18 protein-coding genes, 1 tRNA gene and 1 pseudogene are annotated in these 16,886 nt (G+C 73.6%); 14 read left to right on the top strand and 6 right to left on the bottom strand.

Features of this window, described 5'->3' with window-relative positions; genetic code table 11:
• Positions 1-12: 12 nt before the first annotated feature.
• Positions 13-1,155, bottom strand: a complete 1,143-nt coding sequence (locus ACE7GA_RS09795; protein WP_376098913.1) for a pyridoxal-phosphate dependent enzyme — start codon at positions 1,153-1,155, stop codon at positions 13-15.
• Positions 1,156-1,198: 43 nt separating this feature from the next.
• Between ACE7GA_RS09795 and ACE7GA_RS09790 the strand changes: the two genes are divergently transcribed.
• Entirely contained in the window at positions 1,199-2,296 is a 1,098-nt protein-coding gene (locus ACE7GA_RS09790) for a M20/M25/M40 family metallo-hydrolase (RefSeq protein ID WP_376098911.1), read from the top strand.
• Between the two features lie 72 nt (positions 2,297-2,368).
• Positions 2,369-2,983 carry a LysE family translocator gene (locus ACE7GA_RS09785; protein WP_376098909.1) on the top strand — a complete coding sequence of 205 codons (615 nt, stop codon included), beginning with the start codon at positions 2,369-2,371 and terminating at the stop codon, positions 2,981-2,983.
• A gap of 7 nt (positions 2,984-2,990) precedes the next feature.
• On the opposite strand, the gene ACE7GA_RS09780 is transcribed toward ACE7GA_RS09785, so the two are convergent.
• Positions 2,991-3,419: a globin family protein gene (locus ACE7GA_RS09780; RefSeq protein WP_376098907.1), complete on the bottom strand. Its 429-nt coding sequence runs from the start codon at positions 3,417-3,419 to the stop codon at positions 2,991-2,993.
• A gap of 168 nt (positions 3,420-3,587) precedes the next feature.
• On the opposite strand from ACE7GA_RS09780, the gene ACE7GA_RS09775 reads away from it, so the two are divergent.
• The 4 genes from ACE7GA_RS09775 (at position 3,588) to ACE7GA_RS09760 (ending at position 6,119) form a co-directional block, all read left to right on the top strand.
• Positions 3,588-3,935, top strand: coding sequence for a general stress protein (locus ACE7GA_RS09775; RefSeq protein ID WP_376098905.1), 348 nt, complete (start codon positions 3,588-3,590; stop codon positions 3,933-3,935).
• A gap of 122 nt (positions 3,936-4,057) precedes the next feature.
• Positions 4,058-4,429, top strand: coding sequence for a DUF423 domain-containing protein (locus ACE7GA_RS09770; RefSeq protein WP_376098903.1), 372 nt, complete (start codon positions 4,058-4,060; stop codon positions 4,427-4,429).
• Positions 4,426-5,337, top strand: coding sequence for an SAM-dependent methyltransferase (locus ACE7GA_RS09765; protein ID WP_376098901.1), 912 nt, complete (start codon positions 4,426-4,428; stop codon positions 5,335-5,337). Before ACE7GA_RS09770 ends, ACE7GA_RS09765 begins: the two co-directional genes overlap by 4 nt.
• Positions 5,322-6,119, top strand: coding sequence for a class I SAM-dependent methyltransferase (locus tag ACE7GA_RS09760; protein WP_376098899.1), 798 nt, complete (start codon positions 5,322-5,324; stop codon positions 6,117-6,119). Before ACE7GA_RS09765 ends, ACE7GA_RS09760 begins: the two co-directional genes overlap by 16 nt.
• Here ACE7GA_RS09760 and ACE7GA_RS09755 read toward each other — a convergent pair.
• The gene (locus ACE7GA_RS09755; RefSeq protein WP_376098897.1) at positions 6,116-6,343 is read right to left on the bottom strand and encodes a hypothetical protein; all 228 of its coding nucleotides are present in this window, start codon (positions 6,341-6,343) and stop codon (positions 6,116-6,118) included. The genes ACE7GA_RS09760 and ACE7GA_RS09755 overlap by 4 nt on opposite strands.
• Positions 6,344-6,421: 78 nt before the next feature.
• On the opposite strand from ACE7GA_RS09755, the gene ACE7GA_RS09750 reads away from it, so the two are divergent.
• Positions 6,422-7,339: an NAD(P)-dependent oxidoreductase gene (locus tag ACE7GA_RS09750; protein ID WP_376098895.1), complete on the top strand. Its 918-nt coding sequence runs from the start codon at positions 6,422-6,424 to the stop codon at positions 7,337-7,339.
• Between the two features lie 5 nt (positions 7,340-7,344).
• A tRNA-Leu gene (locus ACE7GA_RS09745) sits at positions 7,345-7,430 on the top strand.
• Between the two features lie 68 nt (positions 7,431-7,498).
• On the opposite strand, the pseudogene ACE7GA_RS09740 reads toward ACE7GA_RS09745, so the two are convergent.
• Together ACE7GA_RS09740 and ACE7GA_RS09735 are read right to left on the bottom strand one after the other, a co-directional pair.
• Positions 7,499-7,861: pseudogene (locus tag ACE7GA_RS09740) on the bottom strand (septal ring lytic transglycosylase RlpA family protein); the annotation flags it as partial.
• Positions 7,824-9,335, bottom strand: a complete 1,512-nt coding sequence (locus ACE7GA_RS09735) for an amidase (RefSeq protein WP_376098893.1) — start codon at positions 9,333-9,335, stop codon at positions 7,824-7,826. The gene ACE7GA_RS09735 and the pseudogene ACE7GA_RS09740, both read right to left, overlap by 38 nt.
• Between ACE7GA_RS09735 and ACE7GA_RS09730 the strand changes: the two genes are divergently transcribed.
• The 4 genes from ACE7GA_RS09730 to ACE7GA_RS09715 all read left to right on the top strand — a co-directional run bounded on the left by ACE7GA_RS09730 (position 9,334) and on the right by ACE7GA_RS09715 (position 13,112).
• Positions 9,334-10,287 (top strand): NAD-dependent epimerase/dehydratase family protein, encoded by a 954-nt coding sequence (locus tag ACE7GA_RS09730; protein ID WP_376098891.1) that lies wholly within the window; start codon positions 9,334-9,336, stop codon positions 10,285-10,287. The genes ACE7GA_RS09735 and ACE7GA_RS09730 overlap by 2 nt on opposite strands.
• Positions 10,288-10,292: 5 nt before the next feature.
• A complete protein-coding gene (locus ACE7GA_RS09725) occupies positions 10,293-11,132 on the top strand; it encodes an aldose epimerase (protein WP_376098889.1) in 840 nt (279 codons plus the stop codon).
• 100 nt (positions 11,133-11,232) lie between these two features.
• Positions 11,233-12,078, top strand: coding sequence for a hypothetical protein (locus ACE7GA_RS09720; protein ID WP_376098887.1), 846 nt, complete (start codon positions 11,233-11,235; stop codon positions 12,076-12,078).
• Between the two features lie 53 nt (positions 12,079-12,131).
• Positions 12,132-13,112, top strand: coding sequence for a DUF3140 domain-containing protein (locus ACE7GA_RS09715; RefSeq protein WP_376100195.1), 981 nt, complete (start codon positions 12,132-12,134; stop codon positions 13,110-13,112).
• Here ACE7GA_RS09715 and ACE7GA_RS09710 read toward each other — a convergent pair.
• Entirely contained in the window at positions 13,064-14,011 is a 948-nt protein-coding gene (locus ACE7GA_RS09710) for a 4-hydroxy-tetrahydrodipicolinate synthase family protein (RefSeq protein ID WP_376098885.1), read from the bottom strand. The genes ACE7GA_RS09715 and ACE7GA_RS09710 overlap by 49 nt on opposite strands.
• A 95-nt stretch (positions 14,012-14,106) precedes the next feature.
• Here ACE7GA_RS09710 and ACE7GA_RS09705 point away from each other — a divergent pair, with 95 nt between their 5' ends.
• Both ACE7GA_RS09705 and ACE7GA_RS09700 read left to right on the top strand, forming a co-directional pair.
• Positions 14,107-15,249, top strand: a complete 1,143-nt coding sequence (locus ACE7GA_RS09705; RefSeq protein ID WP_376098883.1) for an FAD-dependent oxidoreductase — start codon at positions 14,107-14,109, stop codon at positions 15,247-15,249.
• Complete coding sequence (locus ACE7GA_RS09700; protein ID WP_376098881.1) at positions 15,242-16,840, top strand: acyl-CoA dehydrogenase family protein; 1,599 nt, start codon at positions 15,242-15,244, stop codon at positions 16,838-16,840. Before ACE7GA_RS09705 ends, ACE7GA_RS09700 begins: the two co-directional genes overlap by 8 nt.
• The last annotated feature ends 46 nt before the right edge of the window (positions 16,841-16,886 follow it).

Here is a 16,886-nt window from a genome sequence, read left to right as displayed (position 1 = left end):
TGCCTGCCGCGGTCAGGCGGGCACGCCGAGCAAGTCGGCGTAGCGCGGGGTCGCCTTCAGGCCGGTCCCGGTCAGGACGACGACGACGGCCTCGCCCGGCTGGATGGCCCCGGCTTCCGAAAGCTGGCCGAGCGCGGCAACGGCCTGCGCGCAGGTCGGCTCCACGTAGATGCCCTGGCGCGCGAGGAAGAGGGCGGCTTCCGCGATCGCCGCCTCCTCCACCAGCACGGCGCTGCCGCCGGATCGGCGGATGGCACCCGCGACCTCGGCGGGGCGGATGGGCCGCGCGATGGCCGTGCCCTCCGCGATCGTGGGCTTGGGCGGCTCGGGCGGCAGGCCCAGCACGTCGCGCGCGATCGGGCCGCAGTTCGCAGGCTGCGCGGCGTAGAGGCGCGGCAGGCGCGCGATCCGGCCCGCCCGCAGCAATTCGGAAAAGCCGATGTCGCAGCCCAGGACGTTGGAGCCGGCGCCGGTCGGGATCACCACGGCGTCCGGCGCGCGGAAGCCCAGATCCTCCCAGATCTCGTAGGCCAGGGTCTTCGTGCCGTGCAGGAAGAACGGGTGCCAGTTGTGGCTGGCGTAGAAGAAGCCGGACGAGGGGTCGTTGCCATACATTGCCCCTTGGCGCACGGCCTCGTCGGAGGTGTCCTGGCGCGTGCCGGGCACCAGCACGATCTCCGCCCCGGCGGCACGGGACTGCACGGTCTTCGCGGGTGACGTGGATTCCGGGACGAGGATGCGGGCGCGCATCCCGCCCGCCGCGGCATAGGTGGAGATCGCGGCGCCCCCGTTGCCCGACGAATCCTCCAGCACCGCGCCGATCCCCTGGTCGCGCAGCAGGGACAGCATCACCGTCGCGCCGCGGTCCTTGAAGGACCCCGTGGGCATCAGCCATTCGCATTTCAGCAGCGCATCCAGCCCATGCAGGCGCCGCATCACCAGCGGCGTCCGGCCCTCCCCCATCGTGATGGGGCGCGCGGGCTGGAAGGGCAGCGCGGCGCGGTAGCGCCAGAGGCCAGGCTGTTCGCGCTCGATATCGTCCGGGCCGATCCCCGGCAGGTCGGTCAGCAGAAGCGGCGCGCCGTCCTCGCCGCGCCAGCGGGGCTGCGCGAGCGGGTAGGTCCGGCCGGATCGGGGATCGAGGTAGTCGGCCACGGGCGCTCCTTGCTGGCGGCGTTCTGCCAAGGGATACGGGGGCATGACCGACCGCGATAGGGTGGCGACGCTCGCCGCCGACCTCGTCCGCCTGGACAGCCGATCCAGCCTGTCCAACCTGCCGGTCGCCGCCCGGATCGAGGCGGAGCTGGCGGGCTTCGAGGTCGAGCGGCTGGACTACGCGGACGCCGCGGGCGTGCCGAAGCGCGTCCTCGTCGCGCATCGGGGAGGGCCCGGCGGGATCGCGCTGTCCGGCCATATGGACACGGTGCCCGCGACGGGCTGGCAGGACGACCCGTGGTCCGGGGCAGTGGACGCGAACGGGCGCCTGCACGGCCTGGGTTCGACGGACATGAAGGGTCCCGTCGCCGCCTGCGTCGTCGCGGCCGCCGGGCTGCCCGCCGACGTGCCGGCGACCCTGCTGATCACGACGGACGAGGAGACGACGAAGCAGGGCGCGACGCTCCTCGCGGAACGGTCGGAGCTCGCCCGCCGCGCGGGGCTGCGCGGGATCGTGGTGGCGGAACCGACGCGGCTGGTGCCGGTGCGCGGCCACCGCGCGGCGATCAACTTCGCCGCGGTCGCGACGGGGGTGCAGGCGCATTCCTCGACGGGTCGCGGCGTCAACGCGAACTGGGCGCTGATCCCGTTCCTGGTGGAGTTGCAGGCGATCCAGGCGCGGCTGCGGAGCGAGCCGTCGCTGCAGGACGCCGCCTACGACCCGCCCTTCGCCGACTTCAACCTCGTGCTCGACAACCACGGCACCGCGATCAACGTCACGGTCGGGCGCGCGACGGCGCGGGTGAAGTTCCGCTTCTCGCGCGCGCTGGATCCGGAGCCGATCGTGGACGCGGTGCGCGCGGCCGCGGACCGTGCGGGCCTGGCGCTGGAGGTCGTGCGCGACGGCACGCCGCCGGAGGTCGAAGCGGACCATCCGATGGTCCGCGCGGCCGTCGCCGCGACGGGGCGGGAGGCGACGACCGCGCCCTTCGGCACCGACGCCACGCGCCTGAACGCCATTGCCCCGTGCATCATCCTCGGCCCCGGCGACATCGCGGAGGCGCATACGCCGGCCGAGGGCGTCGCGTTGGACGACCTCGCGGCTGCGGTCCCCGTGTTCCGGCAGATGCTGCGGGGCTGATCCGCCGCCGGCGCGTTTGACGCCCCGCCCGCGCCGCGGGAGCGTGGCGGCATCGAGCGCGGAGCGATCCCGATGGACATCGCCGGACTCCTGGTCTTCGCCGGGGCCTACCTCGTCGCCACCGCCTCGCCCGGGCCGGGAATCGCGGCGGTCGTCGCCCGCGTCCTCGCGCGGGGGCGGGGCGGAAGTGCCGCCTTCATCGCGGGGTTCGTCGCCGGCGACCTGATCTGGTTCGCCGTCGCCGCGACGGGGCTCGCCGTGTTGGCCAGCACCTTCGCCATCCTGTTCCAGGTCATCAAGTATGCCGGCGCCGCCTACCTGCTGTACCTCGCCTGGCGCCTCTGGACCGCGCCGGCCCAGGCGCCGTCCGACGTCGCGGCGCCGGTTGCGGAGGGTCCCGCGCGGCTGTTCCTGACGGGACTCGCGGTCACGCTCGGCAACCCGAAGGTCATCGTGTTCTTCCTGGCGCTGCTGCCGACGGTCGTGGACCTCGGCGCCCTCACGCCGCTCGGCTTCGCGGAACTGGCGGCGATGATCGCGGTGATCCTGTCCGCGGTGCTCGCGGCCTATACGGTCGCGGCGGCGCGGGCGCGGCGCCTCATCACGTCGCCCCGTGCGATGCGGCGCGTGAACCGCGGCACCGGCGTCGTGATGGCCGGCGCCGCGGTCGCCGTCGCGACGCGCTGAGCGCGCGTCAGGCGGCCTGCACCCCGACCTCGCGTGCGGCCTCGATCATCGCGCCGGACAGCATGGCGTAGGCGGCGGTCCAGGCGTCTTCGACCGCGGGGGTGAAGGCCTCGCCCAGGCCCTGCCGCAGGGTCCAGATCAGGGCCGCGCCGACCGTGGCATAGTGTTCCTCCCGCACGCCGTAGCCGACGTGGCGTCGGGCCAGGCCCTGCGCGGCCGGGACGACCGATCCGGGGTGGCCGAGGTTCATCACGACGAAGCCGAGCGTCGCCATGAGTTTCCGGCCCTGCTCCACCATGTCCGTGTCGCGGAACAGCGCGCGGAGCGCAGGGTCCACTTCGAAGAGGCGGCCGTAGAAGAGCGCGGCCGCGGTCTCCTTGATCGGCACGACCTTCGCGAAGCTCCGTTTGACGAGCTCGATCTGTTCGGGAGTCATCACGGTCTCTCGCATGTTCGTGGCCGCGATGTGCCCGGGGGAACTTACCTTCCGCAACCGCGTTCATGTCGCGTCCGTATCGCCCGCGCTTCGCAAATGACGCGGGAAACGATGCCCACCCGAAGACCGTTCCTGCGTTGAGGGACGGATCAAGGCTTCGAGGTGCCCATGAGCGATATGTCCACCTCTTCTTCCGCGGGCCATGCGCGGCACGCCGCGGGCGGAGCGTCGGCGAAACGCGTCAACCGCGGCAACTTCGCCGCGGACCCCGCACGCGCCGCGGCGGCGGGGCGAAAAGGCGGCCAGAGCGTGCCGCCGGAGAGCCGGTCCTTCTCGCGCGACCCCACGCTCGCCGCGACAGCGGGCCGCAAGGGTGGGCAGAGCGTGCCGGCGGAAAGCCGGTCCTTCTCGCAGGACCGGGACCTCGCGGCGCAGGCCGGACGCAAGGGCGGGCAGCGCTCGCACGGCGTGCGTGCGGCCGGCGATGGCGGGCCGGAGCCGGACCAGGACGGCTGAAGCGGAACGGCGCGCGGGACCGGGCGTCCGGAAAGGGCCAGGTCCCCACGCCGTCGTCCTGACGCGCCGGCCGCCGATAGCGGCCCTCCCCGAGCGGGCCCCGAGGGCCTAGAGGGGGGCGCATGCCACGCGCCTTCATCGCCGCCGGGGCCCTGCTGGGCCTGCTGTCCGTCGCGCTCTCCGCCTATGCCGCGCACGGGCTGTCGCCGGAGGCCGCGCGGCTGGCCGGGACAGCGCTGACGCAGGGCGGCTGGCACGCGCTCGCGCTCATCCTGACCGGCATCCTGGCGGAGCGCTGGGGCGGGCGGCTTCTGGTGGCGGCAGGCGCCTGCTTCCTGCTCGGCACGGTCCTGTTCTGCGGCGGGGTGTTGTTCGTCGCGCTGCGCGGGGTCTCGCCCGGGCCGGTCGCGCCGGTGGGCGGGACGCTGCTGATGCTCGGCTGGCTGCTGCTGGCGGTCGCCGCGCTGACGCGCCGCCCCTCGCCCGGCGCATGATCCGGGCGGCCTACCTCTCCGCCCCCGGCTTCGAGGCCGAACTCGCCGAGGACCTGCAACGTGCAGGGCGAGGCGTGTCGGGATGGCACGGACCGCTCGCGCTCTCGCCCGACCCGGTGCCGGATGCGGTCAACGCGGTGCCCTGGGCGCTGGAGGCCTGGGACGCGCCGCGGGAGATCGCCGTGCCCTCCATCAAGGCGGCCGCCGACGCGCTGCGCGCGATCCAGCGCAACTGGGCGCTGCTCGACGTCTCGCACCACCGCCGCGCCGCGCTGATCCGCGACGCGCTGCCGCCGCTGCGGCCGAAGCCGCTGGCCTTCCCGACGCCGGGGCCGACCTCCCACCTCGGCACCTGGACGCTGCTCTCGCCGGAACGGATGCTCGCGAGCCCGACGAAGACCAGCCCCTTCGCCAACGGCGCTGTCGCCTTCGTCGAGGACCGCGAGGGGCCGCCGAGCCGCGCCTACCTGAAACTGTGGGAAGCCCTGACCCGCCTGGGGCGCTGGCCCGGACCGGGCGAGACTTGCCTGGACCTCGGCGCCTCCCCCGGCGGCTGGACCTGGGCGCTGGCCCGGCTGGGGGCGCGCGTGACGGCGGTGGACAAGGCGGAGATCGAGCCGCGCATCGCCGCCATGCCCGGCGTCTCCGTCCGGCAGGAAAGCGCCTTCGGCCTGACGCCGGAGCCGGTGGATTGGTTGTTCTCCGACGTCATCTGCTACCCCGCGCGGCTGCTCGGGCTGGTGCGGCGCTGGATGGAGGCGGGGGCGGCGCGGAACATCGTGGTGACCGTGAAGTTCCAGGGCGGGACGGACCACGACACCGCCGCGGCCTTCGGCGCGATCGAGGGCGGGATGCTGTTCCACGGGGCGCACAACAAGCACGAGTTGATGTGGTGCTGGCCGCGGTGAGCGGCGCGCGGACCCCGAAGGACGAGGAGGACCGGCTCTACGCCGACCCCGACCTCGCGTCCTTCTACGACCTCGACAACCAGTGGCGTCCCAGCCTGGACGTCTGTCGCAGGCTCGCGCGGGGACGGGCGAGGGTGCTGGACCTCGGCTGCGGCACGGGGCTCTTCGCCGCGACCCTCGCGGGGGGGGAAGGCCTGACGGTCTGCGGCGTGGATCCGGCCGGGCCGATGCTCGACATCGCGCGCCGGCGTCCCGGCGGCGATCGGGTGGCATGGGTGCAGGGCGACGCGCGGACGGTGCGGCTGGAGCGGCCCTTCGACCTGGTCGTCCTGACGGGCCACGCCTTCCAGGTCTTCCTGACACGGGAGGATCGAAGCGCCGTGCTGCGGACGATCGCGGCGCATCTGGCGCCGGACGGCGTCTTCGCCTTCGACACGCGGAACCCGGACCTCGAGGCCTGGCGCCGCTGGACGCCGGACGACCTGCGGGTCCTCCACCATCCGGTCTTCGGCGCGGTGCGGGCCTGGAACGACGTGTCGCAGGACCCGGCGACGGGCGTCGTGACCTATGAGAGCTTCTACAAGGTCGTGGCCGACGGCCGGACGTTGCGTTCCGCGTCCCGCATCGCCTTTCCGGCACGGGCAGAGGTGGCGGATGCCATCGAGGCCGCCGGCCTCGTCGCGGAATCGTGGATGGGTGACTGGCACGGCGCGCCGCTCTCGCCGGAGGCCCCGGAGATCATCCCGATCGGCGGTTGGCCCTGCCCCGCCCGACGGACCTAGCCCCGCCCGTTCCCGAGCACCCGCAGCACCCCTGCGAAGCACAGCACCACCACCGGCGGCACGGCGATCAGCACCAGCATGTCCCGCGTCGCCGCGTCCCACGGCCCCGTCAGGCTGTCGTGGAACACGACGAAGGACAGCACCAGCCAGACGGCGATGATCAGCGCCGCCAGTTTCAGCGGCTGGTTCCCCAGCCCGAGGTCGAGGCGAAGTTTCAGGCCCATCCCCGCCCCCTAACGCCCCCCGGCGCCCGCGGCTACTGTCCCGCCGGTTCCGAAGCGGAGCCGAAGGGGGAGAATGCCGTGCGCGCGTGCTTCGTGGATGCCGGGGACGGCCTGGCCGCGGTGATGGAGCGGCTCCGGCGGCCGTCCGACGTGCCGGTTACGGTGAACCGCCAGCCCGACATCCGTCCCGACGCGTTGCCCGGCGTCCTGGCGGGGCATGGGATCGCGATCATCGACCACACCGCCTTGCCGACCGCGATCGCGAAGCAGGTCCCGTCGCTGAAGCACGTCGTCTTCCTCGGCACCGGCGCGCGGTCCTACATGAACCCGGAGGAGCTGGCGGCGGAATGCGGCGTCGCCGTCCACATCATCAAGGGCTACGGCGACACCGCGGTGGCGGAGATGGCCTTCGCCCTGATGTGGGCCGCGGCGAAGGGGCTCTGCCGCATGGATCGCGGCATCCGCGGTGGGCAGTGGCTGCGGACCGACGGCGTGGAGCTGACGGGCAAGACCGTCGGCCTCATCGGCTACGGCGGCATCGGCGCGGAGATGGCGCGGCTGTGCAACGGCGCGGGGATGCGCGTCATCGCCTGGAACCGCTCACCACGCGAGGCGCCAGGGGTGGACTTCGTGGAACTGGATGACCTGCTGTCGCAGTCCGACGTCGTCTCCGTCCACCTGCTGCTGAACGACGAAACACGCGGCTTCCTCTCCACCGACCGCATCGCCCGCATGAAGCCCGGCGCGATCCTCGTGAACACGGCCCGCGGCGCGGTGGTGGACGAGGCGGCGATGGAAGCCGCCGCCCGCGCCGGGCGCATCCGCGTCGCACTGGACGTGTACGGCACGGAACCCCTGCCCGCCGGCGCCTCCATCGCGACGGTGGAGGACGCGACGCTGTCCGCCCATTCCGCCTTCCGCACGCCGGAAGCGAGCGACAACCTCATCGAGGCCGCGCTGGAGCATTGCCGTCGCATCGCGCGGGAGGGCAAATAGGCGCGCCCCCCTTGGCGGAATGGTAGACGCAGGCGACTTAAAATCGCTTGCCCGTAGGGGCGTGTCGGTTCGAGTCCGGCAGGGGGGACCAGGCCGCCTCCTCCAGCACCAGCGCGCGCCGGCGCCGGGGCGGGTGCTGCCGTCGCGCTGCGGGACCTCGATCGGCGCGACCTCGACCCGCGCCGTACCGTCGCGCGTCATCCCGAGTTCCCGCGCGGTGCGCGGGCTGACGTCGAGGATGCGGCCGCGCGCATAAGGGCCGCGGTCCTCGACCTCGACGGTCGTGGAGCGGCCGTTCTCCAGGTTCGTCACCCGCGCGGTAGTGCCGAGCGGGAGCGTGCGGCTGGCCGCCGAATTGGAACGGACGTCGAAGGGCTCCCCGTTCGCCATCTCCTGCCCGTGCAGGCTGCGATGGTAGAAGGAGGCCGCGCCGCGTTGGGGGCGGCCGGAGGTGTCGTCGCCGGTACCGGCGCGTTGCTCCCGCTCATTCCGGTCGGTGTTCGTCGCATCTGCGTCGGGCATCGTCAGGATCGCGGCGGCGCAGGCCGCCAGCCACCACGTCGCGTTCCGCATCGCCCAAGCCTCCTCTCGCCGTCGTCCCGCAAGACCGGGCGCGACAACGCGGCGCGGCGGCGAAGGATGAGTCAGGCCCGGAGCGCCTCCTCACCCCCCGCGCGATCGCGAGGAGGCGGCGGTCGCCCATCGTCTCCCCGATCAGCATCAGCCCGACCGGCGGATCGCCGGGCATGTGGCAGGGCAGCGAGATCGAGCAGCGGTCGAGGAAGTTGCCGACCGCCGTGTTCCGCAGCAGCAGCAGGTTGATGCGCCCGAACTCCGATGCCTCCGCGATCTCGGAGATGCGCGGGGGGACCAGCGGCGTCGTCGGTGCGATGATCGCGTCGAACGGCGCGGTATGCGCGTCCGCTGCCGCGATGATCCGCGCGCGTTCCGTTCGCAGCGCGATCAGGTCGGCGGCGGTCATCGCCGCGCCGGCCTCGATGCGGGAGAGGACGAGCGGGTCGTACTCCCCGCGCTTGCGGGCGATCAGGTCGCGGTGGATCGCCCAGGCCTCGGACGCGGCGAAGGTGCCGCGGGCATTGGCGGCGGGGATCTGCGCGACCTCCGGCATTGCCACGTCCAACAGGCGCGCGCCCGCCGCTTCCAGGCGGCGCAGGGCCAGGTCGAAGGCGGCGATCACCTCCTGCTGCACGCCGTCGAACAGGTAGGTGGCCGAGGGGATTCCGAGCCGCAGCCCGGCGACGGGGATGGCGGGCGGCGGCGCCAGGTCCTCCTCCCCCGCCATTGCCGCGTCGAGCGTCGCGCAGCAGGCGGTCGTGGGCGCCAGCGGCCCGATGCTGTCGAGCGTCTGCGACAGCGGGAAGGCCCCGTCCGTCGGTACGCGCCGTGCCGTCGGCTTGTAGCCGGCGATCGCGCAATGCGCGGCGGGCACGCGGCAGGACCCGCCGGTGTCCGACCCGATGGAGCCGAACCCCATCCCGTCCGCGACCGCGACCGCTGCGCCGGAGGACGACCCGCCCGGCAGCCGCCCCGTCACGCGGTCCCACGGCGCCCGCGGCGTGCCGTGGTGCGGGTTGAAGCCGGTGCCGGAGAAGGCGAATTCCACCATGTTCGTGCGCCCCAGCACGACGAAGCCCGCACGTTCCAGCCGCGCGATCGCCGGCGCCGTCCGCGTCGCGGGCGCGGCGTCGCGCAGCGCGACGGAACCGGCCGTCGTCACCACGCCCGCCTGGTCGAACAGGTCCTTCACGCTGATCGGGATGCCCGCATAGCGACTCGGCGCGCGGCCTGCGCGGCGCAGCACGTCCATCGCGCCCGCGGTGGCCCGCGCCGCTTCCGCCTGCACGGCCAGGAAGGCGCGGGAGCCCTCACCGGCAGGATCGGTAATCCGCCCCAGGGCCTCCTCTGCCAGGGCGAGGGCCGTCGTCTCGCCGGCCTGGAGGCGCCGCGCCGCGGCTTCGATGGTCTCTAGGGTCATGTCCCGCATCATGGCGCGGGAGGCGGGCGCGTCCAGGGTGCGGGGGCTGACGCGGGGCGTCCGGCGCGGCACCATCGCCCCAACCATACCGGAGACGCCCGCCTTGCCCGACCCGTCACGCCCCGTCCTCATCACCGGCGCCTCCGGCAACCTGGGCCGCATGCTCGCGCGGGAATTGACGAAGGAGGGCTGGACGGTCCGCCTGACGGACATCGCGCCCTTCCCCGACCCGATGCCGGAGCGTGCGGCCTTCACGAAGGCCGACCTGTCGGACGGCGTGACCCTGCTGCGCCTGGCCGAGGGGTGCAGCCACATCCTGCACTACGGCGGCATCTCCAGCGAATATCCCTGGGAGGTCGTGGCGGGCCCGAACCTCCGCGGCCTGTTCCACGTCTATGAAGCCGCACGGCGCGAAGGCGCGCGGGTGATGTTCGCCTCCTCCAACCACTCCATCGGCTTCCACACGCGTCCCACCGGCAACAACGAATTGCTGGACTTCGACTGCGCCTTCCGCCCGGACGGCTTCTACGGCCTGTCGAAGGCCTATGGCGAACTGATGGGCCGCCTCTATTGGGACAAGCACGGGGTGGAGAACCTGAACGTCCGCATCGGCTCCTGCTTCCCGGAACCGGTGGATGAACGCATGCTCTCGACCTGGCTGTCCTATGCCGACCTCGCGCGGATGATGGCCTGCCTGCTGCGGACGGAGGCCGGGCGCGTCGGCCACGCCGTGGTCTGGGGCGCCTCGGCCAACCCGAAGACCTATTGGGGCGAGGACCATCGCGACCGCATCGGCTGGCAGCCGCAGGACACGGCGGAGGCCTGGCGCGACAAGGTCGCGGGCAAGGTCAGCGGCAACGTGGTGACCGAGCGCTACCAGGGTGGCGCCTATACCGCGATGGACTACACGCGCGGCGCGCCGTCGCCGCGCGATGCCTTCTCCCTCGAATAGCGGTGGTGCGGCTTTCAGGCGGCGGCTGGACGGCAGGGATCCTGCCGGACCGGGGCGCCGCCATGGCACGCCTGACCTGCGACGGGCGGGACGTGCTCGTGCCGTTGCCCGACGGCGCCGATCCCAACGCAACCTGGGCCGGTGCCTTCCTCATGCTGCCCTGGACGAACCGGCTGGATGAGGGACGGCTGCCCTATCCGGGTGGCGAGCACCGCTTCCCGATCAACCGCCCCGTCGAGGGCACGGCGCTGCACGGCCTGGGCCGCGAGGCAGCGTGGGACGTCGGCGACGTCTCGGCGGCGCGCGCCGTCCTGCACCAGCGCTACGCAGCTCACGGACAGCCCTACCGCTACGCCGCACGGCTGACCGTGACGCTCGGCGACGACGTGACGCTCCGACTGGATGTCACGAACGACGGCGAGGACGGGACGCCCTTCGGCACGGGCTGGCACCCCTTCTTCACCCGGCCGGAGGGCACGCGCCTGTCCTTCCGCGCGACCGGCGCGGTGTCGCGGGACACCCGCAACCTGCCCGTCGCGGTCGAGCCGTCGGACGGCGTGGACGGCGCGGAGGAGGCGATTTCCGGCCGGGACACGCACTACGTCGGATGGGACGGCACGGCGCACATGACGCTCGGCGACGCGGGATACGTGCTGCAAGCGGGCGGCGCCTGGGCGCGCAACCTGCAACTCTTCGCGCCGGGCGCCGCGGGCATCCTCTGCGTGGAGCCGGTGAGCCACGTGCCCGACGTGATCAACCGCCGCGCCTTCGCCGGATACGGCGACATGACCCGCCTCCCGCGCGGCGGCACGATCACCGGCGAGGTCACGCTGCGCCGCGGCTGAACGCGCCGTCGCGCCCGACCGTCGGTGACGTGATGCAACTCGCAACCCCCGCGTCGCACGCCGCGTTGTCGCGCGAACGCGAAGAAGGGACTGCCGCATCATGGCCGCGACCGCGAAGAAGACCGACCCGAAGCTGTGGGACCGCGTGAAGGCTCGCGTCACGAAGGGCAAGAAGGGTGGCGACGCCGGCGAATGGTCCGCGCGCAAGGCGCAGCTCGCCGTGCAGGAATACAAGAAGGCCGGCGGCGGCTACGAAGGCCGCAAGACCGAGGACAACCACCTCCGGCAGTGGGAGAAGGAGGACTGGGGAACGAAGTCCGGCCGCAAGAGCAAGGATAGCGGCGAGCGCTACCTGCCGAAGAAGGCGCGGGAAGATCTGTCGGACGACGAATACGCCCGCACCACCGCGAAGAAGCGGAGCGACACGGCGAAGGGCCGCCAGTTCTCGGCGCAGCCGCGCGACGTCGCGCGCAAGGCCGCAACGGCGCGGAAGGGTGCGGCGGCGAAGCGCACCACGGCCGCCCCGAAGCGGGCAGCCGCCGGCGCGAGGGGCCAGCCCGCGAAGGCGGCGGCTACGCGGCGCAGCCCCGCGACGAAGCGGACCGCCACGCCCCGCAGCGCGCCCGTGCGAAAGACGACGGCGCGGAAGGCCCCCGTGCGGAAGACGCCATCCGCCAAGGTCCCGACCAGGCGGACGACGGCCGCGAAGCGCGCGACCACCGCTCGCAAGCCTGCCGCCCGGACGACGAAGGCCGCGACACGGGCCCCGGCGAAGCGGAGCACAACGACGCAGCGCAAGCCCGCGGTGAAGCGCCCCGCCGCCACGAAGCGCCCGGCTGCGAAGCGTTCCGTCGCGACCCGCAAGGCGCCCGCGCGCCGCGCCGCGGCCAGCCGCGCGAGCACGCCCACGAAGCGCGCCCCAGCCCGCAAGGGTCCCCGCGCGTGAGCGGGACGGAGGACCGCGACGCGGTGGTGCGGGACTTCCGCGCCGCCGCGAACATGACGCCCGATGAACTCCGCGCCCATCTCGGCACGGAGGAGAGCCGGTCCGTCGGCTGGGTGCGTGAAGGAGAGACGGAATCCGTCGGGCACGAGATGGGCGGCCACATCGTCCGGCTGCTCGAGGCCGGTGGCGGGGAACCGTCGGAGGACGACGTCGCGCACATGCGGAAGGTGGTGGGCTACGTCCATCGCCACATGGCGCAGGGCGGGCCGGAAGACGACGCGGAGCATTCGCGCTGGCGGTATTCACTCATGAACTGGGGCCACGACCCGCTGAAGGCGCGGGGCGAAGCGAAGCCGAAGCGACGCGCCGCGCGAAAGGCGGTCACGCCGTCCCGCGCCACGGCCCAGCGGAAGCCGCCCGCCGGTCGCGCGAAGGCGCCGTCCCGCACGCGGGCGGCGCCGGCCCTTCGGAAGGCCGGCGCGGAGGCTTCGTCGGGCACCACCGCGGCCCCCGCGCCAAGCCGGCTCCGGCCCGAAAGGCCCGGACCAAGCGCGTGGCGGGTGCAAAGGCATCGGCTGGCCGGACCGCGGCGGCGCGTCCGAAGGCGACGGGGGCGGCAGCCCGGCGGTCGCCGGCCCAAAAGCCGGCGACGGGCGGCGCCGCCCCGGCACGCCGCACGGCTGCCGCGAAGACCCTGCCGGCCGCGTCGCGTTCGAAGCCCAGCAAGGCATCCGGTGCGGCGCCGGCCCGGAAAACGGCCGCGACGCGCAAGCCCGCCCCACGCCCGGCGTCAAAGCGCAAGGCAGCATCCGCCCCCGCGCGGAAGACGGCGCCCGCGAAGCGCGCGGCGGCCAAGCCCAGTCCGCGGAAGCTCGCTGCGCCTGCCCGGCCGCGGACGGCGGCGCGCGGAACGCCGGCGAAGAAGCCGGCGACGCGGAAGCCCCGCTGAACAGGATCGGGCCGGGGCACATCCCCGGCCCGCGCCCTACTCCGCCGCGAGCCGCGGCACCTCGGGCAAGAGGCGCCAGCCGTAGCGCGCGTCCAGCCCCAGGCGCCGCACGATCTCCACCCCGCGCGCCAGGTGCGCCGCGTCCAGCCCCCGCAGGGGCCGCCGCAGGTCGCCCGCCGGCAGGCCGACGGCCTTCATCAGCGACTTCACTGCGACCGGGTTGATGGCGGAATAGGTGAAGTGCAGCAACGGCAGCAGGCGCAGGTATGTCTCGCGGAAGACGATGCTCTGTGCCGGGTCGGTCCAGGGCTTCGACAGCGCGGCGATCCCCGCCGGGTCCAGGTTGCCCGTCATGTTCGCCGTCCCGTGCCCGCCGAGCGACATGGTCGGCACGACCAGCCCGAGGTTAGGGGAATCGCAGCACATCACCGCGCAGTCCGGGTTCGCCGCAAGCACCTGCGCCACCTGCCCGACGCGCGTCGTGCTTTCCTTCAGCACGACGATGTTGGGGTGGCGCATGAGGCGCAGCAGGTGGTCCCAGTGCAGGTCGGACTTCACGCGCGGCGGGTTGTTGTAGATGCCGATCGGCAGGTCCACCGCATCGGCGCATTCGCGGAAGAACGCCTCGATGTCATCCTCCGGCGCGCAGATGTAGGCCGGCGCCGCGAGGATCGCGCCGTCCGCGCCGTTCGCCCTGGCGTGCCGCAGGTAGGCGATGGTGGTGTCCGTGCTGTTGCCCGTGCAGCCGTAGAACAGCCGCATGCGGCCGTCCTTCATCGCCGCCGTCCGTTCCACGATCGCGCGCCGTTCCTCCGGCGTGAGCAGCGAGACCTCGCCGGTCGAGCCCATGATGAGGACCGCGGAGGTGCCGTTGGCGGCGTGCCAGTCCAGCAGCGTCCGGAACGCACCGAAATCGACGGAGCCGTCCGCGTTGAACGGCGTGATGAGGGCGACGAAGGAGCCTTCGAGGCGCATCTTGGACATGGGGGCGTTCCGATCGGTCGGCCGGAACATGCGCCGGGGGCCCTCCCCCGGCAACCACCCTGGCCCGGTCGGGCAGCGTGGGGCAGATTGCGGGCATGCAGCACGCCCTCATCCTCGGCGCCGGCATCATGGGGCTGTCCACGGCCTTCGCACTGGACCGCGCGGGCTGGCGCGTCACGGTCGTCGAGCAGGACGAGGTCCCGAACCCCCGCGGCGCCTCGGTGGACGACCACCGGCTGATCCGCCACGCCTACGGCACCCAGCGCCTCTACGCCCGCATGGTGGACGACGCCTATCGCGCCTGGGACCAGGTCTTCGACGCGGTGGGCGAGCGGCCCTACGTCCGAACCGGCGTCCTGGCCCTGGCGGGTGAAGATCGGTCCTGGATCGAGGCGAGCCGGGCCGACTACCGCGACGCAGGGCGGGAGGGGTGGGACCTGACCCCGGCCGAAGCCGCCGTGCGCCACCCCTGGCTCGTCCCGGACGGCCTCTCGACGGCCTTCGCGGCGCCCGGGGGCGGCGTCCTGCTCGCCCGGCGCATCGTCGCCGCGCTGCACCGGTATCTGACGGCGCGTGGGGTCACGTTCGTCCGCGCCGCCGCGCGCGACGCCGACCCGGCCCGCGCCCGCCTGGCGCTCTCCGATGGCACGGCGCTGGAGGGCGACGCGCTGGTCCTCGCTGCCGGCCCATGGGCGCCGCGCCTCCTTCCGGCCCTGTCCGGCCGGGTCGTCGCGTCGCGCCAGATCGTCGTCTATCTCGACCCGCCCGCCTCGCTCCGCGACGCCTGGGCGCAAGCCCCGATGCTGCTGGACCTGTCGGTGGCCGGCGGCTTCTACGCCGTCCCGCCCGTCGCCGGGACCGCGCTCAAGATCGGCGACCACCGCTTCTCCCGCTCCGGCGACCCGGACCAGCCGCGGGACGCGTCCGCCGAGGAACGCGACGCCATCCTCGCCCTCGCCGCGCCGCGCCTGCGCGACTTCGGCGCCTACCGCGTGCTCAAGGCCGGCGCCTGCTACTACGACGTGGAGGACCGGGAGGAGTTCGTCGTCGAACCGCTCTCCGATCGTTGCGTCGTCATGTCCGGCTTCTCCGGCCACGGCTTCAAGTTCGGCGCGGTGCTTGGGCAAGGCGTCGCGGCGGCGTTGACGAACCGGGCGCTGATGCCACACCTCCCGGGGTGGGCGGCCGGGCGCGAGAACCCGGTCCCCGGACTGACGGAGGAGGCCGCCCATGCTTGACGCCCCACACGCCGCATCCACCACCCATTCTTCCCCTCTGTCCCACGCGGACGCGCTGACCTTCGCCCTGACCCGCCTGCACGACCTGCCCGCGCTGACCGGCGGCGCCCTTGGGACCGAGGACGTGGCGGCGATCGTGGCCGAGGCGTCGCGGATGGCGGAGGAGGTACTCTCCCCGGCCGCGCCGAGGCCGACCGCCACGGCTGCGTCCTCGAGAACGGCCGCGTCCGCACCGCCCCGCACTACGCGGCGAAGGCAGGCCTGGCGCGAGGGCGGCTGGCAGTCCCTCCCGGCGCCGGCGGAACACGGCGGCCAGGGCCTGCCGCAGGCGCTCTGGGTCGCGGTGCTGGAACGCGCTTCCTCCGCCGACATGGCCTTCATGCTGCTGCCGATCCTGTCGGCCGGCGCGATCGAGCTGCTCGCGAAGCACGCGACGCCGGATCAGGCCGCGCGATACCTGCCGCCGCTCGTCTCCGCCGAGTGGAACGGCACGATGTGCCTGACCGAGCCGCAATCCGGCTCCGACCTCTCGACGCTGCGGACCAAGGCCGTGCCGGACGGAAACGGCGGCTTCCGGGTGAGTGGCCAGAAGATCTACATCTCCTTCGGCGAGCACGATCTCACGCCGAACACGCTGCACCTTGTCCTCGCGCGCCTGCCCGACGCGCCGCCGGGCTCGCGCGGCATCTCGCTCTTCGCGGTGCCGAAGATGCTGCGGGATGGCCGCCACAACGGCGTCCGCTGCGGCGGGATCGAGCGCAAGCCCGGCATCCACGCCGCGCCCACCTGCACCATGCTGTTCGAGGAAGCGGAGGCCGAGCTCATCGGCGAACCCCATCGCGGCCTGCCCGCGATGTTCGCCATGATGAACAACGCCCGCCTCGCCGTCGGCGTCGAAGGCGTCGGCCAGGCCGCGCGCGCCCTCGACCTCGCCGAAGCCTATGCCGAAACGCGCATCCAGGGCGGCGCCGCCATCGCCCGCCACGCCGACGTCGCGCGGATGCTATCGGAAATGCGTGCGGTCACGCTCGCCGCCCGCTTCCTCGCCCTGGACTGCGCCGTCGCGCTGGATCGCGGCGACGCCGACCGCGCCGCGCTGCTGACGCCGATCGTCAAGGCCTGGTGCACGGACCGCGGCATCGAGGTCGCGTCCATCGGCGTGCAGGTCCACGGCGGCGCGGGCTACGTGGAAGACTCCGGCGCGGCCCAGATCTGGCGCGATTCCCGCATCGCCGCGATCTACGAGGGCACGAACGGCATCCAGGCGATGGACCTCGCCGCCCGGAAACTGCCGAAGCTGCTGCCGGCCTTCCGCGCGCTGGCCGAGGAAGCCGCCGCCGCCGATCCGCTCCTCGCCGGCCCGTCCGCGGCTCTGGCGCGCGCGGCGGAGACCGTTTCCACCTCCCCTGACCCGGGGGAAGGTGCGGTCCCGCTCCTCGACGCCGCGGGCTGGATCCTCGGCGGCGCCTGGCTCGCCCGCGCCGCCGCCCTCGAGCCCGGCTTCGCCGAGGCGTCCCGCTTCTTCCTGCGCCGTATCCTGCCCCGCGCCGCGTCGCGCCTGCAGGAGGCGACGGCCGCCACCGAGGGCTGACGCGACCGGCGCGCCACCGCCGCGCCGTCCCTTGCGGACCGTCGCT

The organism is Roseomonas sp. CCTCC AB2023176, assembly GCF_042259275.1.
Classification (GTDB): domain Bacteria; phylum Pseudomonadota; class Alphaproteobacteria; order Acetobacterales; family Acetobacteraceae; genus Roseomonas.
The sequence above is the reverse complement of the archived record's forward strand: the minus strand, read 5'-3'. Positions and strand labels throughout refer to the sequence as shown.